Source organism: Streptomyces sp. SP18CS02 (genome assembly GCF_036322365.1).
Lineage (GTDB): Bacteria > Actinomycetota > Actinomycetes > Streptomycetales > Streptomycetaceae > Streptomyces.
The window spans coordinates 101,749-127,943 of sequence record NZ_JAQYXC010000281.1; the positions used below are offsets into that span (position 1 = coordinate 101,749).

Sequence of the window (26,195 nt, forward strand, 5' to 3'; positions counted from 1 at the left end):
CGGCGGGGCGGCGCCGGGACGAGTGCGGGGCGGCGCCGGGACGAGCGCGGGGCGGAGGCCGGGTGCCGCGGCACGGGGCCGGGCCGCTGCCGGGGCCGGGGGCGCGGGAACCCGCACGGCGTGGCCGCCCCGGCCCCGTCCGTCCGGCCGGGGTCCTCAGAGCGCCGAGGCGATCTCGGCGAGCCGCACCGGGCGGTGTTCGCGCCGGGACAGCTCGCACGCCTCCGCGACGCGCAGCGCCTCAAGAGCCTCGCGGCCGTCGCAGGGGTTGTCGAGCGCGCCGCTCGCCACGTGGACGAACGCGTCCAGCTCGGCCTCGTACGCGGGGGCGAACCGCTCCAGGAAGCCCGGCCACGGCTTGTCGGCGGCGGGCGGCCCCAGGGGCTCGGTGGAGGTGATCGGGGTGCGGTCGTCCAGGCCGACCCCGATCTGGTCCCGTTCACCGGCCAGTTCCATCCGGACGTCGTATCCGGCGCCGTTGCAGCGGGTCGCCGTCGCTGTCGCGAGGGTCCCGTCGTCCAGGGTGAGCAGCGCGGCCGCCGTGTCGACGTCGCCCGCCGCGCGGAACATCCCCGGGCCGGCGTCGGACCCCGTCGCGTACACCTCGACGATCTCGCGGCCGGTCACCCAGCGCAGGATGTCGAAGTCGTGGACCAGACAGTCCCGGTAGAGGCCACCGGAGAGCGGCAGGTACGCGGCGGGCGGCGGCGCCGGGTCGGAGGTGATGGCGCGCACGGTGTGCAGCCGCCCGAGCCGCCCCTCCCGCACCGCCTCGCGGGCCGCGCGGTAGCCCGCGTCGAAGCGGCGCATGAAACCGATCTGGAGCCGGGTGCCGGCCGCTTCGACCTCCCGGAGCGCGCCCAGCGTTCCCGCCAGGTCCAGGGCGATGGGCTTCTCGCAGAAGGTGGGGAGCCCGGCGCGGGCGGCGCGGGCGATGAGGTCGGCGTGGGAGGAGGTCGCCGAGGCGATCACCAGCGCGTCCATGCCCCGGGCGAAGACGTCGTCGACGGTCGGCGCCGCGGTGGCGCCGGTGAGTTCGGCGACCCGGGCCGCCCGGCCTGGGTCGGCGTCCGCGACCACGAGTGAGCCGACCTCGGCGTGGCGACTGAGAGCGCCCGCGTGAAAGGTCCCGATACGTCCCGTTCCGATGAGTCCGATGCGCATGGCCCCAAGGTGGGGTGTGGCTGTCATCCTGTCAAGCATTTGTCCTGACAATTGAACTTCACAACTTCCCGTCAACATGTACGGGAGATACGCTCGGGCCGTGCCCAAGCAGACCCGGGACGAGCCCGGCCCCGCCGCGCGGTTGCCGCTGAGTGTGGACCGCACCAGCCCGGTGCCGCTCTACTTCCAGCTCTCGCAGCAGCTGGAGGCGGCCATCGAGCGAGGGACGCTCACCCCCGGCAGCCTGCTCGGCAACGAGATCGAGCTGGCGAACCGCCTCGGCCTGTCCCGCCCCACCGTCCGCCAGGCCATCCAGGCCCTCGTCGAGAAGGGCCTGCTCGTGCGCCGGCGCGGCGTCGGCACCCAGGTCGTGCACAGCCAGGTCAAGCGGCCCCTGGAGCTGAGCAGCCTGTACGACGACCTGGAGGCGGCCGGCCAGCGCCCCGCCACCCTCGTGCTGGTCAACCGGCTCGAACCGGCCTCGGCCGCGGTCGCCGCCGCACTCGGCGTGCCGGAGGGCGACGACGTCCGGTACGTCGAACGGCTGCGCAGCGCGCACGGCGAGCCCATGGCGCGGCTGCGCAACCACCTGCCGGCCGGGCTGCTCGATGTGGAGAGCGAGCAGCTGGAGGCCACCGGCCTGTACCGGCTCATGCGGGGCGCGGGCATCACGCTGCACAGCGCGCGCCAGACGGTCGGGGCCCGGGCCGCCACCGGGCCGGAGGCCGAGCTGCTCACCGAGCGGGAGGGCGCGCCCCTGCTGACGATGGAGCGCACCACCTTCGACGACACCGGCCGGGCGGTCGAGTTCGGTTCGCACGTCTACCGCGCGTCGCGGTACGCCTTCGAGTTCCAGCTGCTGGTGCGGCCCTAGGTCGTGTCCCGCCCGGCCCGGCTGCCTGCCCCGGGTGCGGGTGCGGGGTGCGGGGTGCGGGTGGGCGTGTCGGCCCCCACGCCTCCTGCCCGCGACGGCAGGTCGCGTAAGAATGTTCGGACAAAGCATTGACGGCGTCGTGCCATCGCCGTAAAAACTCACCCAGCCGCACTCGGGCGGCCGGGGGAGACAAGGCGGTCCCATGACACGCACCACCCGTACGGCAGCGGTCCCGCTCGCCGCACCCGCACCCGCCGTCGGCGTACCGGCTCGGGAGGAACCCACCGGCCGCGGCACCCGATGAACACCCGCGCAGGGGCAATGACCGATACTTGGCCGGTCGGGATGCGGCGGAATGCCGCCCGGCCGCACCGAGGAGTACAGCGAGAAGGGCACGGCGTCGTGGCAACGGTTCGGACAGGAGTACGCGCGCTGGGCGTGGTACTGGCGGCGGTGCTCGGAGCCTCGCTCATGGGGTGCAGCGCCACCGGCGGGAAGCGGGCGGAGGATGCCCGCAAGGCGGCGGCCGCCCAGGGCCGCGCCGCGGTGAACACCCCGAAGTGGACGTTCGCCATGGTCACCCACTCGGGCGACGGGGACACCTTCTGGGACATCGTCCAGAACGGCGCCAAGCAGGCCGCCGTCAAGGACAACATCAACTTCCTCTACGCCCACAGCGACGAGGGGCAGCAGCAGGCCCAGCTGGTCGACTCCTACATCGACAAGAAGGTCGACGGGCTGATCGTCACCCTGGCCAAGCCCGACGCGATGAAGGCGGCCGTCGCCAAGGCCGTCAAGGCCGGCATCCCGGTGATCACCGTCAACTCGGGATCCGAGCAGTCGCAGGCGTTCGGGGCCCTCACCCACATCGGGCAGGACGAGGCCGTCGCCGGGGAGGCCGTCGGCGACGAGCTCGACAAGAGGGGCCGGAAGAAGGCCCTGTGCATCCTGCACGAGCAGGGCAACGTCGGCCACGAGCAGCGCTGCGACGGCGTGAAGAAGACCTTCGGCGGCGATGTGCAGAACCTCTACGTCGACGGCACCAACATGCCCGACGTCCAGGCGTCCATCGAGGCCAAGCTCCAGACCGACCGGACGATCGACGCGGTGGTCACCCTCGGCGCCCCGTTCGCCGACGCCGCCGTCCAGGCGAAGAAGACCGCCGGGTCCAAGGCCGAGATCGACACCTTCGACCTCAACGCCAAGGTCGCCTCCGGGCTCCGCGGCGGTTCCCTCGGCTTCGCCGTCGACCAGCAGCCCTACCTCCAGGGCTACGAGGCCGTGGACCTGCTCTGGCTCTACCGCTACAACGCCGACGTGCTCGGCGGCGGCAAGCCCGTCCTCACCGGACCGCAGATCATCACGGAGAAGGACGCGGGCAAGCTGGCCGAGTACACGGAGCGGGGGACCCGATGACGGCGACCGCGCCCCCCGCCCAGGACAACGCCCCCGGCGACGAACGGCTGCTGCGGACCTCACCGCTGCGCAGGCTCCTGGGCCGACCGGAGCTCGGCTCGGTCGTCGGCGCCGCCGCGGTCTTCCTCTTCTTCGCTATCGTCGCCGACAGCTTCCTGCGGGCCTCCAGCTTCGGCACGGTCCTCTACGCGGCGTCGACGATCGGCATCATGGCGGTCCCCGTCGCCCTGCTGATGATCGGCGGCGAGTTCGACCTGTCGGCCGGTGTGCTCGTGACCACCTCCGCGCTGATCTCGTCGATGTTCAGCTACCAGATGACGGCCAACGTATGGGTCGGCGTCGGTGTGTCCCTGCTGGCCACCCTCGCCGTCGGCTTCTTCAACGGCTTCATGCTCACCCGCACCAAGCTCCCGAGCTTCATCATCACGCTCGGTACGTTCCTGATGCTGACCGGCCTCAACCTGGGTTTCACCAAGCTGATCGGCGGAACCGTCTCCACCAGGACGATCGCCGACATGGAAGGCTTCGCCTCGGCCAAGGAGGTCTTCGCCTCGCAGCTGTCCATCGGCGGCGTGGACCTCAAGGTGACCATCCTGTGGTGGTTCGCCCTGGTCGCCGTCGCCACCTGGATCCTGCTGCGCACCCGCTCCGGCAACTGGATCTTCGCGGTGGGCGGCGGCGCCGACGCGGCCCGCGCGGTCGGTGTCCCGGTCCGCCGGACGAAGATCGGGCTCTACATGGGCGTGGCCCTGTGCGCCTGGATCTCCGGACAGCACCTGCTCTTCTCGTTCGACGTGGTCCAGTCGGGCGAGGGCGTCGGCAACGAGCTGATCTACATCATCGCCGCGGTCATCGGCGGATGCCTGATCACCGGCGGCTACGGCTCCGCCATCGGCTCCGCGGTCGGCGCCTTCATCTTCGGCATGACCAGCAAGGGCATCGTGTACGCCGAGTGGAACCCCGACTGGTTCAAGTTCTTCCTCGGCGCGATGCTCCTGCTCGCGACCCTGCTCAACGCCTGGGTCCGCAAGCGGGCGGAGGCCACGAAGTGAACGGCGCGCACCCGCCCGCCGGGCGGCGCGGAGCGAGGACACCCGCGTTTCCGCGCCGGGCGGGCGCGGGAGCGAACCGGGCGACAGTGAACCTGGCGCCGGCGAACCGGGCGACAGTGAACCGGGAGACACCGTGACAGCGGAAAAGACGACGAGCCCGCTCGTCGAGCTCGACGACGTCAGCAAGTACTACGGCAACATCCGCGCCCTGGAGGGCGTCTCCCTGGAGGTCCACGCAGGGGAGATCACCTGCGTGCTCGGGGACAACGGCGCCGGCAAATCGACCCTCATCAAGATCATCGCCGGTCTGCACGGCCATGACGGCGGCACCTTCCGCATCGACGGCGAGGAGACCTCCCTGTCGTCGCCGCGCGAGGCGCTCGACCGGGGCATCGCCACGGTCTACCAGGACCTGGCCGTCGTCCCCCTCATGCCGGTCTGGCGGAACTTCTTCCTCGGCTCCGAGCCGACGAAGGGAGCGGGGCCCTTCAAGCGCCTCGACGTCGATCTCATGCGCGAGACGACCCGCGCCGAGCTGCTGCGCATGGGTATCGACCTGCGCGACGTCGACCAGCCCATCGGCACCCTGTCGGGCGGTGAGCGCCAGTGCGTGGCGATCGCCCGCGCGGTCCACTTCGGCGCCAAGGTCCTTGTCCTCGACGAGCCGACCGCCGCCCTCGGGGTCAAGCAGTCGGGGGTGGTCCTCAAGTACGTGGCGGCCGCCCGGGACGCCGGCCTCGGCGTGGTGCTGATCACGCACAACCCGCACCACGCGTATCTGGTCGGTGACAGATTCGTGCTGCTCAAGCGCGGCGTGATGTCCGGCAGCCACACCAAGGAATCCCTCACGCTCGACGAACTGACCCGTCAGATGGCGGGCGGCAGCGAGCTGGAGGACCTCCGCCACGAGCTGGAACGCGCCGCACCGCCCACCCGCGTCGGCGGCCACGAGGTACCTCCGCCCGCCGCCTCCTGACGCCGCCGCGCCCCCGCCCCCGGAGCCGTACCTGGCAGAATCGGGGGCGGCGGGCGCCGTCCGCCGCCGGCTCCCCCCACCCGCCGGCCACCCCCACCTCCGCAGGGACAGATGAGCACGTACCGCGACTTCGCCCACCGTGGCTCCGCCCGGGCCACCGTCCTGCGGACCGTCGGCACCCGCGAGCGGCGCTCGCACCTGACGGCGCCCCGCGTCCCCACGGTCGGTATCGACATCGGCGGTACGAAGGTGATGGCGGGCGTCGTCGACGCCGACGGCACCATCCTGGAGCAGGTCAAGACCGAGACCCCGGACAAGTCCAAGAGCCCCAAGGTCGTCGAGGACACCATCACCGAGCTGGTGCTCGACCTCTCCGACCGGCACGATGTGCACGCCGTCGGGATCGGCGCCGCCGGCTGGGTCGACGCCGACCGCAGCCGGGTCCTCTTCGCCCCCCACCTGGCCTGGCGCAACGAGCCCCTGCGCGACTCACTCCAGGCCCGCCTCGCCGTCCCGGTCATGGTCGACAACGACGCCAACACCGCCGCCTGGGCGGAGTGGCGGTTCGGGGCCGGCCGGGGCGAGGACCACCTCGTCATGATCACGCTGGGTACCGGCATCGGCGGAGCGATCCTGGAGGACGGCCAGGTCAAGCGCGGCAAGTACGGCGTCGCCGGTGAGTTCGGCCATATGCAGGTCGTCCCCGGAGGCCACCGCTGCCCGTGCGGCAACCGCGGCTGCTGGGAGCAGTACAGCTCCGGCAACGCCCTGGTCCGGGAGGCCCGTGAACTGGCGGCCGCCGACTCCCCGGTCGCGTACAACATCATCGACCGGGTCAAGGGCAGCGTCCCCGACATCACCGGACCGCTCATCACCGAGCTCGCCCGCGAGGGCGACGCCATGTGCATCGAACTCTTCCAGGACATCGGCCAGTGGCTCGGCGTCGGCATCGCCAACCTCGCGGCCGCCCTCGACCCCTCCTGCTTCGTCATCGGCGGAGGCGTGAGCGCCGCCGACGACCTGCTCATCGGCCCGGCCCGGGACGCGTTCCGCCGCCACCTCACCGGCCGCGGCTACCGGCCCGAGGCCCGGATCGCCAAGGCCCAGCTCGGCCCCGAGGCCGGTATGGTCGGTGCCGCGGACCTGGCGCGGCTCGTGGCGCGCCGCTTCCGCCGCGCCAACCGCCGACGGCTGGAGCGTTACGAACGGTACGAGCGGTACGCGCAGGCCATCCGCAACGGCAGCATCCGCACCACCCAGGAACCGTAGTCATGACCGTGTCCTACCAGCCCGTGTCCCTCGACGAGCCCGGCCGCCCGGTCAGGCCGCCGGAGGCCCGGCGGCACATGCTCGTCCGCCGCTGGCTCACCGCGGTCGTCATCGTGCTCCTGATCGGCGTCCCGGCCGGCTACCTGCTGATCTCCGCGGAGCAGAGCCGCGACAGCGGGCGGGACAAGGAGGCCGAGTCCTCGGCCACCGGCCTCCAGGACAGCTGGCCGTCCAAGATGAAGCGCCGGGTCTTCGAGGTGCCGATCCCCTCCCGCTCCACCGACGTCTCCTATTTCGAGACGAGCAACTGGAAGTCCAGCCGCCTGTACGTCCAGTTCACCACCAGCGGATCGGGCCTCGACGACTTCCTGGAGGACGTCGGGACGAGCCGTTCCGCCCTGCGGGCCGGCGACGTCACCGTCGGAGAGCGGGACGCCGAGACGGTCGGGTGGCACTTCCCGTCCGTCGGCCACGACTGGGCCGGTACCAGGTACACCCGGACCGACCCGAGGCCCAGCCTCGACCTCACCGTCGACCTGACCGACCCGGCCGCCCCCCGCGTCTACGCGGTGTCGACCGCCACCCCCTGACCGGACCGCCCCCTGGAACCGTCGCGGACGCGCCCCCTGGAACCGCCGCAGAAGCGACGCCCCTGGAACCGCCGCGGAAGCGACATCGCGTCCCCGCCCGCTTCCCGGCCGCCATGCCGCCCCCGCCCCGACTCCGCGGGGACCGTCGGCCAGGGCGGACTCGCGCCCCGCGCGGGTTCATGTGACCCGAGCGGTCCCGCGGCCGCCACCGGCACCGACCCCTGACGGCAGGTCCTGCGCGGGCTCGGGCGCGTCACCGGCCGGCCGTGGCATCGCCGCGTGCCGCGCGGCCGGTTGGTGAAGGCCGTCCTCCGTGAGGCAACCGCAGCGCCCGCGGAGCGGAGGGTGATCCCTCGCCAGGACCCTCGCCAGGACCTTGCCGGGTCCCGCGGCCGACGCGCCGACGGGGGCGGACCGGCGGCAACGCCCGGCTGCCGGAGCCGGGTTGTGGTGGACGCCGAGCCCGCCCGCTTCCCAGGGCCGGCCCGCGGCCCGTATTGATGACCGTCTCTGTCCGTCCCGTCGCGGAACGGGGTGCCACCCGTCGCCGAGGCCGTCCGTCCCCTACAACTCTGGTATCAGTCAAAGCCGTTGTGTCATTCCCAGGGCGGAGGGAGGTGCGGCCCGGCGAGGGATCCGTATGCGTGACCGGTCCTGCAAGATCTCTCCTGTCCGAACATCAGACCGGAAGGATCGGCATAGTGCGCAGACGACGTCTCGTACCCCTGTTGGCCGTGAGTGTCACGGCAACGCTGGCTCCCGCACTCGCCACCTCGACGGCCACCGCCGCCGCGGCCGCCACCCCGTCGACCGCCTCCTCGTCCGCCGCCACGGGCGCGCTGAACCGGTATGTGAAGCAGAAGCCGCAGTGGAAGCGGTGCGAAGCCGACACCCCGGCGGAGTTCGAGTGCGCCACGATCAAGGCTCCACTGGACTACCGGGCTCCCGGGGGCAAGCGGATCGACTTGGCCATATCCCGGATCAAGAGCACCGCGCCGGACAAGCGGCGCGGTGTTCTCTTCTCCAACCCCGGCGGCCCCGGGGGCCCGGGGCTCCACATGCCGCTGGGCATGCAGGAGAGGCTCCCCGAGTCGGTACGGCAGAAGTACGACCTCATCGGCTTCGACCCCCGCGGTGTGGGACGGAGCAGCCCGGTCTCCTGCGATCTGGAGCCGGAGGAGGAGAACTGGCTGCGCCCGTACAAGAAGGCGACGTTCGACAAGGACGTCGCCTGGGCCCGTGACGTCGCGAACAAGTGCAAGGAGAAGGCGGGCGACACGCTCCCGCACATCACCACGCGCAACACCGCCCGCGACATGGATCTGCTCCGTGCGGTCCTCGGTGAGAAGAAGATCTCGTACGTGGGCTACTCGTACGGCACCTATCTCGGCGCCGTCTACACCCAGCTCTTCCCGGGCCGGGCCGACCGGGTGGTGCTGGACAGCGCGGTCGATCCGGCGCGCGCCTGGCGGGGGATGATCCAGTGGTGGGCGGAGGGCGCCGAGCCCGCGTTCGACCGGTGGACCGAGTGGGCCGCCGAGCGTTCCGAGCAGTACGGCCTCGGCAAGACCCCGAAGGAGGTCGACCGGACCTTCTGGGGCCTGGTCGCGCAGGCCGACGAGAAGCCCATCGAGGTGGAGGGGCAGCCGACCACCGGGGACGACATCCGGAGCGGCATGCGCGGGGCGGTCTTCACCCCGAAGTACGCCACCGAGGGGGTCGTGGAACTGAAGAAGGCTGCGGCCGGCAAGCCCGCCTCCGCGAAGAAGCTCGCGGCGTTCGCCGGACCGGAGGAGGCCGGGACCGCAGGCACCGCCGAAGCCGCCGAGGTGCCGTCCGACAACATGACGGCGAGCTTCTGGGCCGTGGTGTGCGGCGACAACTCGGCCGCGTGGTCCCGCGATCCCGAGAGCTACCGGCGGGACGCCGTCGAGGACAAGGGCCGCTACCCGCTCTTCGGTGACTTCGCGTCCAGCATCAAGCCCTGCGCGTTCTGGGACACGTCCCGGGAACCGGCGACCAGGGTGAACAACAAGGCCGGATCCTTGGTCGTCCAGAACGAATGGGATTCACAGACCCCGCTGCCCAGCGGCCAGGCCCTGCACGCCGCCCTGAAGGGCTCGAAGATGGTCACCGTCCTCGGCGGCGAGGGCCACGGCGTCTACCCGAGCGGCAACGCGTGCACGGACGGCACGGTCACCGGCTACCTGGTCACCGGCAGGCTCCCGGCGAAGGACGTGACCTGCCGGGCCACGGCCGAATCGAACGCGGAGGCACGCGAGCACCGGAAGCGGGACGCCCTCCCCGGGTCCCCGCTCCCGCAGCGAGCCCCGGACCGTTTCTGACCCCGGCCCCGCGGCCCATCGCCGTACGGCCCGGCGTCGTATGACGCAGGGAAGCCGGGGGAGACGTCCACCCCGGACGGTGTCCACCGGGCCCGGTGGGACGGGCGGACGGGAGGTCGGCCGGATCCGGTTCGCACGGTGGGCGGGCGCCGCGTCCATGGCGCCGTATGTCCGGCGCGCACCCCGTGGGACACCCGGTCACCCTCACAGGACACAGGACACAGGACACAGGACACAGGACACAGGACACAGGACGCAGAAGCGGCACCCGCCGCCCGGACGGTTGTCCGGGCGGCGGGTGCCCTTTCGTGTGCCGGCGGAAGTGCGGCGTGGTCCGGCGGAGACAGGTGCCCGTCGGAGAACTGGTGTCACGTGCGCATGGGGCCGGGCCGTGACCGCTCCGGCCACAGGGGCTTTTCCGGCTCTGATTGCCGTGGCACGGTGTGAGGGCAGAATCGCAGGACGCTCGGAAGCCCATGCGGGCGACATGACGGACGGGGGACGCGCATGGGGAGTGACGCCGCATGGCCGGAATGAAGCTCTACTCACTCGAATCCAGTGATCCGCGGCGGCTCGGGCCCTACCGGTTGCTGCGGCGGATCGCCACGGGCGGTATGGGCCGCATCTATCTCGCGCGCCAGGAGGAGGCGGGAGCGGGCGGTACCGGGCCCACCGGAACCGTGGTGGACCGCCCTCTGGTCGCGGTCAAGACGCTCCTGGCCGAGGGCTTCGTCAGCAGGCCGGACCGGGACCGGTTCGCTCGCGAGGTGGATCTGGCCGGACGCGTCGAGAGCGCGTCCACGGCCCGGGTTCTGGACTCCGACGCGACCGCGAAGCGCCCATGGCTGGCCATCGAGTTCATTCCGGCGCCCAGCCTGGCCGAACTCGTACGGGAGGCGGGCGAGTTACCCGTGGACGCCGTGCGATGGATCGCGGCGGAGACCGCGCGTGCGCTGGTCGAACTGCACGGTGTGGGGGTCGTCCACCGGGACGTCAAACCCCAGAACATCCTCCTGACCCGGGACGGGCCCCGCCTCATCGACTTCGGCATCTCGCACGCCCACGACCACACCAGCTCCGCGACGACGATCGGCACCTTCCCGTTCACGTCGCCGGAGCAGGCCTCGGGCAAGAAGTCCACCACCGCGTCCGACATGTACTCGTTGGGAGCGACCCTCTTCTTCCTCGCGGTCGGCCGCCCACCGTACGAGCAGACCGACCACTCCATCGGGCTCCTGGCTCTGGTCCAGCGCGCCGAGCTCGACACGGACGGGCTGCCTCCGCAGCTGGAACCACTGATCCTCCCGCTGCTGAGGGCCGAGCCCGGGGAGCGTCCCGCGCCCGCCGACGTACTGCGGGGCTGCCTGCGCGACCTCGGATCGCCGGCGGTCACCGGGGAGGCCGCCCGGTGGCTGCCGCCGGAGTGGACCGCGCTCATCGAGGAGTACGCGGAGCAGGGGCGTCAACTGCAGGACGGGGCGGTCGATTTCGACGCGGCCGACGCACGGACGCGGGTGGGGCCCGCGGCCGGGCGGGAGGGGTCGGGCGAGGCCGTCAGCGCGATGCGCGAACAGCTGGAGGCCCTGCGCAAGCAGCGGGACGCCCTGGCGCAGGCGCAGGCCGAGGAGCGGGCGGAGAGGGAGGAGCGGGAGCGCCGGCGCCTGGCGGACGAGGACCGCCGGCGCCGGGAGCGGGCGCGCAGGGCGGCGGAACGCGCGGAGAAGGAGGGTGAACGCGTGGCGCTCGCGCGGTCCCGGACCCCCACCCCGACGTCCTCTCCGTCCTCGGCCTCCTCGGCGCCGAAGGCTCCGGAGGAGTCCGCTTCGAAGGCATCGAACAGCTCCGGAGGATGGCTTGTCCTGCTCGTGGGCGCGATCGTCGCCGGCCTCGTGTTCTGGCAGCCCTGGGGACAGGGTGAGGGCAGCGGGGGAAGCGGCCCCCGGGCGGCGAACAGCTCCGCCCTGGCCGGCGGTGGCGGCAGCGGTGACACCTGGTCCGGCTCCGGCGACTCCTCCGACGCGTCGAGCGGAGGCTCGGACGAGTCCGGGTCCGGGACCGGGTCCGGGACCGAGCCCGAGGCCGAGCCGGAGCCCGAACCCGAGACCAGCTCGCCGGAGCCGGACCCCGTCGAGGACGCTTTCAAGGCCGTCTCGGTCGGGGACTGCCTGGACGTCGTCGACACCGGGTACGGCGGCCGGGAGAAGTACGACTGGAGCGAGGACAAGCCGGCCACGACGTCCTGCAGCACCGCGCGCGTGCGGGTGTACCGCACCACCACCGGCGACTGTGACAGCGCCCAGGACCAGGCGACCTGGTCGTACTACTCCAGCAGCAGCGGCCGACGGACCGCGCTCTGCCTCGAAGGCCTGTACCGCGGCGGCGACTGTCTGCTCGCCGACAACAACGGCGGATCCGCCACCATCGCGCTGCTGTCTTCGGTGAACTGCACGGACCGGCAGGTCCCCAGCGCGTACAACGACATCTTCGTCATCACCGCCGTCTACCGGGCGACAGCGAGCACCACCACCGCGGCTTGCCGTGCCGGGCAGTACGACACGAACACATACTGGTCCCAGAAGGTGGACGGCGGCGCGACGCTGCTGTGCCTGAGGGCGTACGACTGAGCCCGCCGCGGCCGACGTGGGGCCCAAGCGCCTGGCGGAAGGTCGCGTACGGACGTCCTGCCGCGCCGATGTGACTCTGTGTCATCCGCCGGGGGCCCGGGCCCCCGGGCGGGTCAGAGCTGGAACTCGGCGGGAGACACTCCCAGCGCTGTGCAGGCATCCCGGATGATCATTTGCTCGCTCTGGGAGAAGTCGCCATCGGCCCCGGCGATGACGATGCCGGTCTGGATCACCGCCCTCGCCTCGGTCGGCTTCTTGGCGGCCTTGGCGATCTCCTGCATCGCCTCGGCCCTGCCCTGCTGGAAGTCGTGGGTCAGCTGGTCGACATGCTTGTTGAAGCGCTGGCGCAACTGCTCCGGCGGGAAGTTCTGCAGCACCTCGTTGCTGAGGATCATCGACTCGACGTGCTGCCGCTCGGCTGGGTCCACATGCCCGTCCGCGGCCGCGACCAGTGCGCACATCGCCATGCTCGCGTCCCGGTACGCACCGCTCTTCAGCTCGGTCCTGAGGGAGCCGAGCTGCGTCTTCAGCGCGCTTACCAGCTGGGCGCGTGATCCACCGCCGGAGCCTGCGCCGCGGCTCGGCCCGCCGGCCGCACCGCGCCCGCGTTGGGCCTGCTGCAGAGTTTGGGCCTGGTCCTTGAGTCGGTCCCACAAAGCCATCGACGTCACCCTCGGTATTCCACTGAGACATTGGTCGCGACGCAGCTCGCGCGTTCACCGGACCAACGACCGCCTCCGGGTAAAGGTTCCACCAAACGCACCGGCCCGCCTCCGTACGCCCGCCGGACCCGCCGGCGAAACGGTCACGAATGCACGCCGAAGAGCACACACCTCGGCCCTTGCGGTTTCCGGCAGTGGCCGTAATCCTGTCGCGGCGCGGGCGACGAGGGCCGTTAGACGGGGTCGGCCATGTGGGATCCCGTGAGAGATGAGAGGGTCGGGCGAGTGAGCGAGACACCACCGAACACCCTGCAATACCGCGTTGACGGACCGGAAGAAGCCCCGGTGCTGATCCTGGGGCCCTCCCTCGGCACCACATGGCACATGTGGGACCGGCAGATACCGGAGCTCAGCCGCCAGTGGCGGGTCGTCCGCTTCGATCTGCCCGGCCACGGCGGCGCCCCCGCCCATCCCGCGACCGCGGTGACCGACCTCGCCGACCGGCTCCTCGCCACCCTCGACGAGCTCGGCGTCCAGCGCTTCGGGTACGCGGGCTGTTCCATCGGCGGGGCCGTCGGAGCCGACCTCGCCCTGCGGGCGCCCCACCGTCTCGCCTCGCTGGCCCTGATCGCCGCCTCGCCCCGCTTCGGCACCGCCGACGAGTTCCGGCAGCGCGGGGTCATCGTCCGCACCAACGGCCTCGACCCGATGGCCCGCACCGCGCCGGAGCGCTGGTTCACCCCCGGCTTCGCCGCCGCGCAGCCGGCCATCGTCGAGTGGGCCGTGCAGATGGTCCGCACCACCGAGCCCGGCTGCTACATCGCCGCCTGTGAGGCGCTCGCCACCTTCGACGTGCGCGCCGACCTCGGCCGCATCGGCGTCCCCACCCTCGTCCTGGTCGGCTCGGAGGACCGGGTCACCGGCCCCGCGGAGGCCCGCAACCTGGTGGCCGGCATCCCCGACGCCCGCCTCGCCGTCGTACCGGGCGCCTCCCACCTGGCCCCCGTCGAGCAGCCCGCCGCCGTCACCGACCTCCTCATCCGCCACTTCTCCACCGCCTGGCAGGCCGCGCCGGACACGACGGCTGGCTTCACCGCCATAGCCCCGCCGTCCGTGGTCCCCCAGCTCCCCGTTGCCCCCGCCGCCCCCGCCGCGCCCGGCCCGGCCCCGGCCCGGGCGGCGGCCCCCGCCCCGCCCTTCGTCGTGCCGCCCGTCGCACCGGTCGCCGAGATCTCCCCGGCCGCCGTCCCCGAACCGTCCGCGGCCGGGCGCCCCGACCCGTACGACGCGGGGATGCGGGTGCGCCGCGAAGTCCTGGGCGACGCGCACGTGGACCGGGCCATGGCCGCCGCGGACGACTTCACCGGCGACTTCCAGGAGCTGATCACCCGCTACGCCTGGGGCGAGGTGTGGACCCGCGAGGGACTGGACCGCCGAACCCGCAGCTGCGTCACCCTGACGGCGCTGGCGGCCGGCGGCCATCTCGACGAGCTCGCGTTCCACACCCGCGCCGCCCTGCGCAACGGCCTGTCGCCCGCCGAGATCAGCGAAGTGCTGATCCAGACCGCGGTCTACTGCGGCGTCCCGGCGGCGAACTCGGCCTTCCGGGTCGCCCAGCGGGTGATCCGTGAGGAGACCACGCCCGAGGTGTAGGGACCCTCGTCCGGATCCCGCCCGCGTGCCCCGGCCGGTGAGGCGCCGACCGGTCCGGCAGGATCCGAACGACCCCCGGGGCCGCCCGGCGGCCCCGGCGGCACGACCAGGAGGAGGATGAACGGTATGAAGCTGACCAAGAAGTCCCACGCGTGCGTCCGGCTGGAGAAGGACGGGCGGACGCTCGTCATCGATCCCGGCGCGTTCAGCGAGGAGGACGCGGCGCTCGGCGCCGACGCCCTCCTCGTCACCCACGAGCACGCCGACCACTTCAGCGAGGACCGTCTGCGGGCCGGCCTGGAAGCCAACCCCGGCGCCGAGATCTGGACCCTGCGCAGCGTCGCGGAGAAGATCTCGGCCGCCTTCCCCGGCCGGGTGCACACGGTCGGCCACGGGGACACCTTCACCGCGGCCGGGTTCGACGTCCAGGTGCACGGCGAACTGCACGCCGTGATCCACCCGGACATCCCGCGCATCACCAACATCGGCTTCCTGGTCGACGGGAGCGTCTTCCACCCCGGAGACGCCCTCACCGTGCCCGACCGGCCGGTGGAGACGCTGATGCTCCCCGTGATGGCGCCCTGGTCCAAGATCTCCGAGGTCATCGACTACGTGCGCGAGGTCGGGCCGCGGCGCGCCATCGACATCCACGACGCGCTGCTCACCGATCTCGCGCGGCCGATCTACGACAGCCAGATCGGGGCCCTCGGCGGCGCGGACCACGGCCGTCTCACCCCGGGGGAGTCCACGGACCTGTGACTGTCACACCCGGCCGTTAGGCTTCACTGCATGCGCATCGCCACCTGGAACGTCAATTCGATCACCGCCCGGCTGCCCCGGCTGCTGGCCTGGCTGGAGAGCAGCGGCACCGACGTGCTGTGCATCCAGGAGACCAAGTGCACGGCGGAGCAGTTCCCCGCCGACGAGCTGCGCGAGCTGGGGTACGAGTCCGTGGTCAATGCCACGGGCCGGTGGAACGGCGTGGCCCTCGTCTCCCGGGTGGGGCTGGACGACGTCGTCCAGGGCCTGCCCGGCGGGCCGGAGTACGAAGGCGTGCAGGAGCCGCGGGCGATCTCCGCGACCTGCGGCCCGGTCCGCCTCTGGTCGGTGTACGTGCCCAACGGCCGCGAGGTCGCCCACGACCACTACGCGTACAAGCTGCGCTGGCTGGAGGCGCTCCAGGGCGCCGTCGCCGAGGACGCCGCGAACGCGCGCCCGTTCGCCGTCCTCGGCGACTTCAACATCGCCCCGGCCGACGAGGACGTCTGGGACGTCTCCCTCTTCGAGGGCGCCACCCATGTCACCCCGCCCGAGCGCGCCGCACTGGCGGGCCTGCGCCGGGCCGGCCTCACCGACGTGGTGCCGCGCCCGCTGAAGTACGACCACCCCTTCACCTACTGGGACTACCGCCAGCTCTGCTTCCCCAAGAACAAGGGCATGCGCATCGACCTGGTGTACGGCAACAAGCCGTTCGCGGACGCGGTCAAGGACAGTTACGTCGACCGCGAGGAGCGCAAGGGCAAGGGCGCCTCCGACCATGCCCCGGTCGTCGTCGACCTCGACGTCTAGGGAGTGTCTGCACCGTGGCGTCGTCTGCCGGACGGGATGTCGAGGACACGGCCTAGAGCCGCCGCGAAGCCTCGCCACCCGTCCCGGGGCCGGGCGGGCGGCGTCCGGGGCCAGCGTGCCCTATGGTGCGCCGGGCCCGGGTAGTGCGAGGCTGGCGGTATGAACATCCCCTTCCTGGACGCCTGGCGCAAGCGGCACGGCGGTGAGCGGGCCGGGTCGCTGGCATCCGCCATCGAGAGCGACCCGGAGGGCGTCACCGAGCTGCTCGCCGAGTGCGAGCTGCTGCGGGCCAGGGTCCAGGGGTTCGGGGTGCGTCTCGACGACACGCCCACGTCGTTGGAGGCCCTCGACCAGCTTCCGCCGCGCTGGCGCGACGACCCGGAGGAACTGCCCTGGCTGGGCAACGACGCGGGCCTCTACCTCGGCACCGTCATCGTCCGTACGGTGCCGGGGGCGGCCTGGCGGGTGTGGCCGGACGGGAAGCCGGTGGTCCGGCTCGCCTCGGGGCGGGAGATCCAGGTGGTCGAGGCCGGGCTGGAGTGGGCGAGGACCGGATCGCCCGAGCTCTCACAGATGTACGCCGAAGCGGCCGAGAGCTGACCGGCCGGACCTCGTTCACACAATACGGCTAGTGCCTCGAATGTGCGTGTCGGGCGGTGAAGTCCCTTTCCGGGCTGAATAGTTTGCGCTGACCTCGACACAGCTGAGGAATGGGGCAGGGCAGCGTATGGCCGTCGATCCGTTGATCGAGCTGCGTGACGTCAACAAGCACTACGGGCAGTTGCACGTGCTGCAGGACATCAACCTCACCGTCGGCCGCGGAGAGGTGGTGGTGGTCATCGGGCCGTCCGGTTCGGGCAAGTCGACGCTCTGCCGGACCATGAACCGGCTGGAGACGATCGAGTCGGGCCGGATCACGATCGACGGGCAGCCCCTCCCCGAGGAGGGCAAGGCGCTCGCGAAACTGCGCGCCGACGTCGGCATGGTCTTCCAGTCGTTCAACCTCTTCGCCCACAAGAGCGTGCTGGAGAACCTCTCCCTGGCGCCGGTCAAGGTCCGCGGCCGCAAGAAGGACGAGGCCGACCGGCGCTCCCGCGAGCTGCTGGAGCGCGTCGGGCTGGCCGACCAGGCCGAGAAGTATCCCGCCCAGCTCTCCGGCGGCCAGCAGCAGCGCGTCGCCATCGCCCGGGCGCTGGCCATGGACCCCAAGGTGATGCTCTTCGACGAGCCGACCTCGGCCCTCGACCCGGAGATGATCAACGAGGTCCTGGAGGTCATGCAGCAGCTCGCCCGGGACGGCATGACCATGGTCGTCGTCACCCATGAGATGGGGTTCGCCCGCTCCGCCGCCAACCGCGTCGTGTTCATGGCGGACGGCCGGGTCGTCGAGGACCGCGCACCCGAGGAGTTCTTCACGGCTCCGGAGAGCGACCGGGCCAGGGACTTCCTCTCCAAGATCCTCAAGCACTGAGAGGGGCGGCGGACCGATGACGCGTACGAGACGGGCCCTGGCCGCCCTCGCGCTGGCCCTGCTCTCCGCCGCCTGCGGCAAGGAGGGCAGCCCACCGGTCAAGGGCCCCGAACCGGAAGCACTGCCCGTCTACCGGGTGGACACCTCCTTCCGGCTTCCGGACTCCCCGACCTGGAACCGCGCCAAGCAGCGCGGGTACCTGGTCGTCGGCGCCAAGGAGGACCAGCCGTACCTCGGGGAGAAGGACCCCGCGACCGGGGTCTACTCCGGCTTCGACATCGAGATCGCCAGGATGACCGCGGCCTCACTGGGCTTCGACCCCGCCACCGTCCGGTTCAGGACGATCGCCTCCGCCAACCGCGAGACCGCCATCCAGAACGGGCAGATCGACTACTACGTCGGCACCTACACCATCAACGACAACCGCAAGAAGCTCGTCGGCTTCGCCGGCCCGTACTACATGGCAGGCCAGTCCCTGCTCGTCCGCACCGACGAGAACGACATCGACGGCCCCCAGGACCTCGCCGGCAGGACCGTCTGCTCGGCCGCCGGCTCCACGCCGTACCAGCGCATCGAGGCGGACTACCCGCAGGCCGTCCTCGTCGCCTACGACACCTACTCCATCTGCGTGGACAACCTGCTCACCTTCCAGGTGGACGCCGTCACCACCGACGACACCATCCTCCTGGGGTACGCGGCCAAGGCTCCCGACGAGCTGAAGGTGGTCGGCAAGCCCTTCTCCCAGGAGCCCTACGGCATCGGCGTCCCGCGCTCCGACAACGCGCTGCGCTTCGCCGTCGACGACGCCCTGGAGGCCAACGAGAAGGACGGCGACTGGAAGAAGGCCTACGACGCCACGCTCGGGCTCTCCGGCGTCCCGGCCCCCCGGCCTCCCGCCATCGACCGCTACCCGGCGAGCTGAGGCAGCCATGGACGTTCTGACGGACAACTGGTCGGTCTACGGCGAGGGCTTCCTCGGCACCGTCGAGCTCACCGTCTACTCCTCGCTCCTCGCCCTGGCACTGGGCTTCGTCATGGCGTCCTTCCGGATCGCCCCCGTCGGCTCCCTGCGCGCCTTCGGCACGGTCTGGGTGACGGTGCTGCGCAACACCCCGCTCACCCTGCTCTTCTTCGCCGTGCTGCTGGGCCTGCCGCGGTTCGGGCTCATCCTGCCCTTCGAGGTCTTCGCCGTTCTCGCCCTGGGCTGCTACACCTCCGCGTTCATCTGCGAGGTACTGCGCTCGGGCATCAACACCGTGCCCGTCGGGCAGGGCGAGGCGGCCCGCAGCCTCGGAATGACGTTCCACCAGATCCTTGGCGGAGTCATGCTGCCGCAGGCGTTCCGCTCCGTCATCCCGCCGATCGGCTCCACTCTCATCGCGCTCGCCAAGAACTCGGCGATCGCCGGAGCCTTCAGCGTCACCGAGCTGCTCGGCACCTACAAGACCCTCAACGAGCTGGGCTACAGCATCATCTGGACCTTCGTCTGGATCGCCGTGGGCTACCTGATCATCACCCTCACCATCAGCGCGATCTTCCACGTGCTGGAGAAGCGCTGGGGAGTCCCCCGATGACCCCTTCCACCGCCCTGTACGACATTCCGGGACCGCGGACCCGGCGACGTCACCTGCTGTACGGACTGGGGTCGACCGTCCTCATCGTGGCGCTGCTCGGCTGGATCCTTCATCTGCTCCTGGAAAGCGGCCAGTTCACCGCCGCCAAGTGGGCCCCCTTCGCCTACCAGGGCATCCAGGAACTGCTGCTGCGCGGGCTGGGCAACACCCTCAAGGCCTTCGCGTACGCCGCCGTGCTGTCCCTCGCGCTCGGTGCGGTCCTCGCCACCGGGCGGCTCTCGGAGCACCGGATCGTCCGCTGGACGGCGACGGTGCTGGTCGAGTTCTTCCGCGCCATGCCCGTCCTGGTGATGATCTTCTTCATCTTCGTGGCGCTGAAGGTGCAACCGCTGCCCGCGCTGGTCGCCGGACTGACCCTCTACAACGGCTCGGTGCTCGCCGAGGTGTTCCGTACCGGCGTAGGCTCCGTGGAGCGCGGACAGCGGGAGGCCGCGTACTCGCTGGGCATGCGCAAGACCCAGGTCATGACGTACGTCCTGGTACCGCAGGGTGTGCGCGCCATGCTGCCCACCATCATCAGCCAGCTGGTGGTCGCCCTCAAGGACACCTCGCTGGGCTACCTCATCACCTATGAGGAGTTCCTCCACGCGGGCAAGCTCATCGCGTCCAATCTCGACTACGATCTGCCGTTCATCCCCGTGGTGATGGTGATCTCGCCGATCTACATCGGGATGTGCATGCTGCTCTCCTGGTTCGCCACCTGGGTGGCCGGCAGGCAGCGCCGCAACCCCAAGACGGAGGGCGTGGACATCGCGGCCGCCGAATCGGAGACGCGGCTGCCCGGTGGTCCCCCCACGGCCGCGCAGACGTAGGGGGAGAGCAACGGCGAGTGGGGCCGTGTGCCCGGCCGGCGGCGGCCGGTGATCACTCCTCGCGCAGCGGGACCGACACGTACGACGGGTCGGCCTCGGGCGAGGAGAAGGTCAGCCGTGCGCCGGACGGGTTGTGCTCGATGTAGAGCGGGTCCACGGTGTCGACGACCAGGGCGAGCCGGTGGCCGGCCGGGACGTCGTAGGCGGTGGAGAACAGTTCCAGGTCCACGGCGAACGGTCGGCCGGGCGTCCGGTCGTGGAAGGTGTACGGAGCGTTGCTCACCAGCTTGCCGACTCCGAGCGGGCCCACGTCGTAGAGGTACGCGACGAGGGTGCCGCTCTCCGCGGTGGGAGTGACCGTGGTGTGCAGCTTCGCCGTGCCCCGGATCCGCTGTACGGAGTCGTACCGCTCGGACTGCCATACGGCCGCGAAGGAGCGGGGCAGCAGGGGGATCGACGCGGTCGGGGGTAGCTTGAGGAACTGGTCGCGGGCGTTGGACAGCAGCACGATGCCGCCGTTGGCCCCCGAGTCGACGTTCGCGTGGATCCGCTGCGGTCCGGCGAGGGCGATCTTCCGCTCGTCGGCGCCGACCGACTTCCAGTCGGCGTAGCCCTCGTAGCCGCCGCCCGAGCGGGACTTGAGCTGGACCGGCTGCTCGCGGTCGATGCCGTTGGCGGCGCCCTTGAGATGGTGGTCGAACCAGCGGTGGGCGTTCGTCCAGGTGTCGTTGGGCAGGCCGAGCAGTCCTGTGGCCTCGGCGGTGGCGTGGTCGCCGGGGCGCAGCTCCAGGCGCTTGGGGCCGGTCAGCTTCTCGTAGAAGGAGGCGTACTGGTTCGGCGGGAAGATCGTGTCGCCCCAGGCGTTGCCGAGCATGATGGCGGCGCCGTTGGCGTTGATCCGGTCGAGCTGGGTGGCGGGGGAGCGCTTGGCCCCCCAGTCGATCATCTCCTGCTCCTTGGACAGGTTGGAGGAGAGGAAGTTGCCCAGGACCGACTGGAGTTCGGCACTGGGGCGGCCGGTGAGGTAGCCGGAGCCGCCGAGCAGGGCGGCCGCCTGGAGGTGCTGCGTACGGCCGCTGTAGATGGAGTTGATGAGGTCGGCCCAGCCGCTCATCGCCACCACGGCCTTGATGCGCCGGTCGTGCGCGGCGGCGAGGAGGCTGATGCCCGCGCCGTAGGAGACGCCCGCCATGCCGACCTTCGCCGGATCGGCCGGGGTGTGGGCGAGCGCCCAGTCGATGACCTTCGAGGCGTCGGCGATGTCCGGTGCCCCGGCGACCTCGATGTTCCCGCCGGACTCCCAGAAGCCGCGGGAGTTGTAGCCGATCACCACGTAGCCGGAGTCGGCGAGCTTCCTGGCCTGGGCGAGATACTCGACCTGGGGCATGGCCCAGCTGGTGGGCAGCACGACGACCGGGTACCGGCGGGTGCCGTCGGCGTCGGCGGGGGTGAGGACATTGGCCTTGAGCACCGTGCCGCCGTCGCCCGCTATGTCGACGAACCGTATACCCCCGGCGGGGCCGGCGGCGGCCGCCGCCGTGGGGGCGAGCCCGAAGGCCGCCCCGGCGACCAGGACGGCCGATACCGCCCCCGCCGCCGAAGAACGCAGGGCTGTGCGCGGGTGTCCCACGGGTCACTCCTTCTGTTCTTGAAAAGTGAACCGAAGGTAACCGCATGGGCTTACCGAAGGTAACCGGTCGGTAAGTTACGCCCCGGTAACGATTGTTGGACGAGGTGTCAGCGAGCTGCCCGGCGCGGGGCCGCGCCATCGCGGCGCCGAGGCGGTGTGTCCCGCTTCCGGGGGTTCCGCTCCCGGGGGTTCCGGGCCGGGCGGGGGTGGTTCCCCCGCCTCACCGCAGGGCGCTCTTCGCCTGCCAGTCGGCCCAGGAGAGATTCCATTCGCCGTAGCCGTTGTTGAGCGCCTGGGTGCCCTTGGCGTCGTCCCCCGTCACCTCGAACGGATCGCCGACCTGCACCTGGTCGTAGACCCACTTGGCGTCGGAGTCGCTCATGCCGATGCAGCCGGAGCTCTTGTTGGCGCTGCCGAAGTACGCGGCGTTCCAGGGCGCGGCGTGCGCGTACATCCCCGACCAGGTCAACCGCATCGAGGAGTCGACCATCTTGTCGTACGCGTCACCGAGGCCCACCGTCTCGGAGCGCATGTTGATCGTGCCCTCCTTCGACATCAGCACGGTCTTCCCCCGCCAGGACGCCTTGTCACCGCCGGGCGTGCCCCCCGACATCGGGATGTCCCTGACCTGCCGGCCGTCCCGGAGCAGTTTCAGCCGGTGGTTGTCGAGGTCGACCTTGACGAGCTGGTTCCTGCCGATGGTCATCCCGGTCGTGTAGTCGCGGACGAACCAGCCGCCGGGCCCCGAGTCGACGCCGTTCAGTTCGGCCTTCAGGGTCACCTTGGTGCCGGCCTTCCAGTACTCCCGGGGGCGCCAGTCGACCCGGTCCTTGCCCGACCAGTCCTGCATCCAGCCCCACGAGCCCTGGGTGTTGTCCGAGGTGGTGACCTTGAGCTGCTTCTCCACCGCCGCCTTGTTCTTCACCGGATGGTCGAACACGATCGACAGTGGCTGGCCCACGCCCACCGTGGCGTTCTTGCCCGGGGCCAGGCTGAGCTTGTTGACCTTCTCGGGGGCGGCGGTGGCGAAGTCCGCCTTGGCGGTACCGCCGTCGGCGTCCCGGGCCTCGACCGTGTAACCGGTGCCCGGGGCGGCCGTACGGGTGGACGTCCAGCTCCTGCCGTCCGCCGAGACGGCGCCCTGGAGCGTCGCCCCCCTGGAGTCGGTCACGGTCACCTGCTTGAGCCTGCCCTCGGCGAGCGTCACCCGGACCGGCTCGCCGGCCTTGGCCTGCTTGCCGGTCAGGTTCACCGAGATCCGGGTCTCCGGTTTGGCGGCCCCGTCGTCGGCGGTTCCCGAACCGCCTGAGCACGCGGTGAGGGCCGCGGCGAGGACCGCGGTGCCGGCCACGGCGGCGGTGCGGAACGGGGTGCGCGGGCGTGTGCGGCTCAACTGGAAAACCTCCGATGCGATCTCTGTCCTTCAGTGAGAGGAGGAGCAGAGGAGTCGGGTTGCCGAAATCGGAGAATTTCCGCCCGTGCTGGATGTGATCCGCACAACAACGACACATTTCGTTGGACGGATGGGGCGGATGGACCGGGCGCGGCGGGCGTGGAAAGCGGCGGGCGGGGACAGCGAAGGGGCGGGGACAGCCGAAGGGGCGGTGCACGCCTCCCGCGGGCCCCGCGACGGGTCGCCGGTGCCTCAGCCGGCCGCCCGCTGGGAGGTGCGCACGACCGGGGCGGACGCCTGGGCGTCGCGGGTCACATCGGCCACCAGTTCCACCACATCGGGGCCGTACGACTGTGAGCTGACGACCTTCAGCAGCAGCACGAACGAGCCGTCGCCGTGCTTGCGCGCCAGCTTCTCGTGGTGACGGACCAGGTAGCGGGTCGCCGCCTGGTTGGTGATGGCGCGCTGGCCGCAGAACAGGAACACCGGCCGGGCGCCCTCGCCCGCCGTGAGCCGCGCCAGGACGACGTACTCGCGGACGCCGGGCTCCATGCGGTAGCGCTCGGAGCCGATCTCGAACGCCCCCCGCTCGGGCCCCGGCTCCACGTCCAGGTTGACCTTCAGACCGGGCAGCAGGGTCCGGAGATGAGCGGCCATACGTTTGTTTGAGTACGGTCCTCCCAGACAGAACTCCGTACGTTCGCCGAAGCCCTGTTGTGCGATGTCGTGCTGCACGATCCGGGCGTGCGCCCCGCAGTCCTTGATGAGCGCGGCCAGTTCGAGCAGGGCGAACACGTCGAAGCGGTGCACGGCCCCCTCGCTGCCGGCCTCGCGGTTGACGACCAGTACGCACTCCGCGTGTCCCGGCAGGCCGAAGAACGCCTGCTTGCGGCGGAGCTTGCGGCGCCACAGGGCGTTGCGGGCCACCCAGCCGAGGGAGGCGCTGATCCCCGTGGCCATGACACCCAGCACGATGTTGCGCAGGTCCTCGTTCATGGGCGCGCATGCTAGCGGGCGCACGACATGTTGTTCGAGGCGGTCCTGGCAAGGCGCCCCGCGCGAAGTTACGCTGCGCGGACGGTCGTTGACTGGAGGTACGGATGCGTCGGTCCACTGTACGGAACGTCTCGCTCGCCGCGGTCGCCGCGACGGTGCTCTCGGTGGGCGCGGCGGCGCCGCCGACGACCGGGAGCACCGCACCGGTGAAGGTGCCGGTGGCGGTCGGCTACGGGGGAGCGGTCGCGAGCGTGGACGCGGACGCCTCCGCGGCCGGGATCTCGGTGCTGCGGGCCGGTGGGAACGCCGTGGACGCGGCGGTGGCGACCGCGGCCGCCCTCGGGGTCACCGAGCCGTACTCGGCCGGCATCGGCGGGGGCGGCTACTTCGTCTACTACGACGCCGGAACCCGCGAGGTGCACACCATCGACGGACGCGAGACCGCGCCCAGGTCGGCGGACGCCTCACTGTTCCTGGAGAACGGCCGGCCCATCCCCTTCGCGGAGGCCATGACCAGCGGGCTCGGCGTCGGAACCCCTGGGACGCCCGCCACCTGGGAGGCGGCACTCGACGCGTGGGGCACCAAGTCCCTCCGCCGGCTGCTCGAACCCGCCGAGCGGCTCGCCAGGGACGGCTTCACCGTGGACGCCACCTTCCGCGCCCAGACTCAGGCGAACGAGGCGCGGTTCCGCGACTTCCCCGCCACGGCGGAGCTCTTCCTGCCCGGCGGGCAGCTGCCCGTGGTCGGATCGGCCTTCAAGAACCCGGACCTGGCGCGTACGTACGAGAAGCTGGGGCGGCAGGGAACGCAGGCCCTCTACCGGGGCGGGCTGGCGCGCGACATCGTGCGGACCGTGCAGGACCCGCCGGTCCGCGAGGGCGCCACCCGTATTGTGCGGCCCGGGGACCTGACGGTGCGTGACCTGGCGGGGTACAGGACGGAGCGGCAGCGGCCGACGAAGATCTCGTACCGGGGGCTCGACGTCTACGGCATGGCCCCCTCCTCGTCCGGCGGGACCACCGTGGGCGAGGCGCTGAACATCCTGGAGGGCTCGGACCTGTCCGCCGCCTCGCCGGAGGCGTATCTGCACCGCTACATCGAGGCGAGCCGCATCGCGTTCGCCGACCGGGGCCGGTGGGTCGGGGACCCGGCCTTCGAGGACGTCCCGGTGCGGGGGCTGCTGTCGCAGCGCTTCGCCGACTCGCGCGCCTGCCTCATCAAGGACGACTCCGTACTGACCAGCCCCCTCGCCCCCGGCGACCCGAGCGACCCGCGCCCGTGCGCACCCGGCGGCACGGCCGCCCCCACGACGTACGAGGGCGAGAACACCACCCACCTGACGGCCTCCGACAAGTGGGGCAACGTCGTCGCGTACACGCTGACGATCGAGTCGACGGGCGGCAGCGGCATCACCGTGCCCGGGCGCGGCTTCCTGCTCAACAACGAGCTGACCGACTTCTCCTTCGCCCCGGCCGACCCGGCCGTCCACGACCCGAACCTGCCCGGCCCGGGCAAGCGCCCGCGTTCGTCGATGTCCCCGACGATCGTCCTGGACGACCACGCCAGGCCGGTGCTGGCGCTGGGCTCCCCGGGCGGCGCGACGATCATCACCACGGTCCTCCAGACCCTGACCAATGTGCTCGACCGCGACCTGCCCCTGGTCGAGGCGATCGCGGCGCCGCGCGCGAGCCAGCGCAACCAGCCGACGACGGAGCTGGAGCCCGCTCTCTACGACAGCCCGTCGCGCGCCCGGCTGGAGGCCCTCGGCCACGCGTTCCGCCTGAATCCGGAGATCGGCGCGGCGACAGGCATCCAGCGCCTGCCGGACGGCCGCTGGCTGGCCGCCGCGGAGAAGACGCGCCGCGGCGGCGGCTCGGCGATGGTCGTCCGGCCGGCGGGCAGGCCGTAGGCCGCGTCCGCCGGGCCGAACCGGGGGAGCCGAACCGGCGCCGGCCCGGCCGGTGCCGATCCCGACGGGGCTTCCGGACCCGGCTCCGGTGCCTCGCGGACCGGCTCGTGAGCCCGGCCCGGCCTTCGTACCCGGCCCGGCCGTCCGCGGCAGCC

Annotated in this window: 22 protein-coding genes; 17 read left to right on the plus strand and 5 right to left on the minus strand. The window is 71.6% G+C overall.

Annotation, left to right across the window (positions count from 1 at the left end):
* Positions 1-156 precede the first annotated feature (156 nt).
* Entirely contained in the window at positions 157-1,164 is a 1,008-nt protein-coding gene (locus tag PUR26_RS15555) for a Gfo/Idh/MocA family protein (RefSeq protein WP_329872956.1), read from the minus strand.
* 154 nt (positions 1,165-1,318) lie between these two features.
* On the opposite strand from PUR26_RS15555, the gene PUR26_RS15560 reads away from it, so the two are divergent.
* From PUR26_RS15560 to PUR26_RS15595, 8 genes are all read left to right on the plus strand, one after another.
* Positions 1,319-2,038: a GntR family transcriptional regulator gene (locus PUR26_RS15560; RefSeq protein ID WP_329873218.1), complete on the plus strand. Its 720-nt coding sequence runs from the start codon at positions 1,319-1,321 to the stop codon at positions 2,036-2,038.
* Positions 2,039-2,440: 402 nt separating this feature from the next.
* Positions 2,441-3,454 (plus strand): sugar ABC transporter substrate-binding protein, encoded by a 1,014-nt coding sequence (locus PUR26_RS15565; protein WP_329872957.1) that lies wholly within the window; start codon positions 2,441-2,443, stop codon positions 3,452-3,454.
* Entirely contained in the window at positions 3,451-4,506 is a 1,056-nt protein-coding gene (locus tag PUR26_RS15570; RefSeq protein ID WP_329872958.1) for an ABC transporter permease, read from the plus strand. The genes PUR26_RS15565 and PUR26_RS15570 overlap by 4 nt, the downstream gene beginning before the upstream one ends.
* 133 nt (positions 4,507-4,639) lie before the next feature.
* Positions 4,640-5,482 carry an ATP-binding cassette domain-containing protein gene (locus tag PUR26_RS15575; RefSeq protein ID WP_329872959.1) on the plus strand — a complete coding sequence of 281 codons (843 nt, stop codon included), beginning with the start codon at positions 4,640-4,642 and terminating at the stop codon, positions 5,480-5,482.
* Between the two features lie 111 nt (positions 5,483-5,593).
* The gene (locus PUR26_RS15580) at positions 5,594-6,751 is read left to right on the plus strand and encodes an ROK family glucokinase (RefSeq protein WP_329872960.1); all 1,158 of its coding nucleotides are present in this window, start codon (positions 5,594-5,596) and stop codon (positions 6,749-6,751) included.
* A 2-nt stretch (positions 6,752-6,753) separates the two neighbouring features.
* Positions 6,754-7,341, plus strand: coding sequence for a hypothetical protein (locus tag PUR26_RS15585; protein WP_329872961.1), 588 nt, complete (start codon positions 6,754-6,756; stop codon positions 7,339-7,341).
* A gap of 728 nt (positions 7,342-8,069) precedes the next feature.
* Entirely contained in the window at positions 8,070-9,686 is a 1,617-nt protein-coding gene (locus PUR26_RS15590; RefSeq protein WP_443077091.1) for an alpha/beta hydrolase, read from the plus strand.
* Between the two features lie 524 nt (positions 9,687-10,210).
* On the plus strand, positions 10,211-12,310 hold the full coding sequence (locus tag PUR26_RS15595; protein ID WP_329872963.1) for a serine/threonine-protein kinase: 2,100 nt from the start codon (positions 10,211-10,213) through the stop codon (positions 12,308-12,310).
* Between the two features lie 113 nt (positions 12,311-12,423).
* Here PUR26_RS15595 and PUR26_RS15600 read toward each other — a convergent pair whose 3' ends face one another.
* On the minus strand, positions 12,424-12,972 hold the full coding sequence (locus tag PUR26_RS15600) for a tellurite resistance TerB family protein (RefSeq protein ID WP_329872964.1): 549 nt from the start codon (positions 12,970-12,972) through the stop codon (positions 12,424-12,426).
* Positions 12,973-13,257: 285 nt separating this feature from the next.
* On the opposite strand from PUR26_RS15600, the gene pcaDC reads away from it, so the two are divergent.
* The 8 genes from pcaDC to PUR26_RS15640 all read left to right on the plus strand — a co-directional run bounded on the left by pcaDC (position 13,258) and on the right by PUR26_RS15640 (position 20,111).
* Positions 13,258-14,625, plus strand: a complete 1,368-nt coding sequence (gene pcaDC / locus PUR26_RS15605; protein ID WP_329872965.1) for a bifunctional 3-oxoadipate enol-lactonase/4-carboxymuconolactone decarboxylase PcaDC — start codon at positions 13,258-13,260, stop codon at positions 14,623-14,625.
* A gap of 126 nt (positions 14,626-14,751) precedes the next feature.
* Positions 14,752-15,384, plus strand: coding sequence for an MBL fold metallo-hydrolase (locus tag PUR26_RS15610; protein ID WP_329872966.1), 633 nt, complete (start codon positions 14,752-14,754; stop codon positions 15,382-15,384).
* A 30-nt stretch (positions 15,385-15,414) separates the two neighbouring features.
* Complete coding sequence (locus PUR26_RS15615; RefSeq protein WP_329872967.1) at positions 15,415-16,194, plus strand: exodeoxyribonuclease III; 780 nt, start codon at positions 15,415-15,417, stop codon at positions 16,192-16,194.
* 159 nt (positions 16,195-16,353) lie between these two features.
* Entirely contained in the window at positions 16,354-16,794 is a 441-nt protein-coding gene (locus PUR26_RS15620; RefSeq protein WP_329872968.1) for a DUF6278 family protein, read from the plus strand.
* A gap of 127 nt (positions 16,795-16,921) precedes the next feature.
* Positions 16,922-17,665: an amino acid ABC transporter ATP-binding protein gene (locus tag PUR26_RS15625; protein ID WP_329872969.1), complete on the plus strand. Its 744-nt coding sequence runs from the start codon at positions 16,922-16,924 to the stop codon at positions 17,663-17,665.
* A gap of 16 nt (positions 17,666-17,681) precedes the next feature.
* Entirely contained in the window at positions 17,682-18,587 is a 906-nt protein-coding gene (locus PUR26_RS15630; protein ID WP_329872970.1) for a glutamate ABC transporter substrate-binding protein, read from the plus strand.
* Between the two features lie 7 nt (positions 18,588-18,594).
* Complete coding sequence (locus PUR26_RS15635; protein WP_329872971.1) at positions 18,595-19,239, plus strand: amino acid ABC transporter permease; 645 nt, start codon at positions 18,595-18,597, stop codon at positions 19,237-19,239.
* On the plus strand, positions 19,236-20,111 hold the full coding sequence (locus PUR26_RS15640; RefSeq protein WP_329872972.1) for an amino acid ABC transporter permease: 876 nt from the start codon (positions 19,236-19,238) through the stop codon (positions 20,109-20,111). The genes PUR26_RS15635 and PUR26_RS15640 overlap by 4 nt, the downstream gene beginning before the upstream one ends.
* Before the next feature lie 52 nt (positions 20,112-20,163).
* Here the strand turns inward: PUR26_RS15640 and PUR26_RS15645 are convergent, their stop codons facing one another.
* The 3 genes from PUR26_RS15645 to PUR26_RS15655 form a co-directional block, all read right to left on the minus strand.
* Positions 20,164-21,741 carry an alpha/beta fold hydrolase gene (locus PUR26_RS15645; RefSeq protein ID WP_329872973.1) on the minus strand — a complete coding sequence of 526 codons (1,578 nt, stop codon included), beginning with the start codon at positions 21,739-21,741 and terminating at the stop codon, positions 20,164-20,166.
* A 220-nt stretch (positions 21,742-21,961) separates the two neighbouring features.
* Positions 21,962-23,134, minus strand: a complete 1,173-nt coding sequence (locus PUR26_RS15650) for a L,D-transpeptidase (protein ID WP_329872974.1) — start codon at positions 23,132-23,134, stop codon at positions 21,962-21,964.
* Between the two features lie 252 nt (positions 23,135-23,386).
* Positions 23,387-24,130 carry a hypothetical protein gene (locus tag PUR26_RS15655; protein WP_329872975.1) on the minus strand — a complete coding sequence of 248 codons (744 nt, stop codon included), beginning with the start codon at positions 24,128-24,130 and terminating at the stop codon, positions 23,387-23,389.
* 104 nt (positions 24,131-24,234) lie between these two features.
* On the opposite strand from PUR26_RS15655, the gene ggt reads away from it, so the two are divergent.
* Positions 24,235-26,040, plus strand: a complete 1,806-nt coding sequence (gene ggt, locus PUR26_RS15660; RefSeq protein ID WP_329872976.1) for a gamma-glutamyltransferase — start codon at positions 24,235-24,237, stop codon at positions 26,038-26,040.
* Positions 26,041-26,195: the final 155 nt, after the last annotated feature.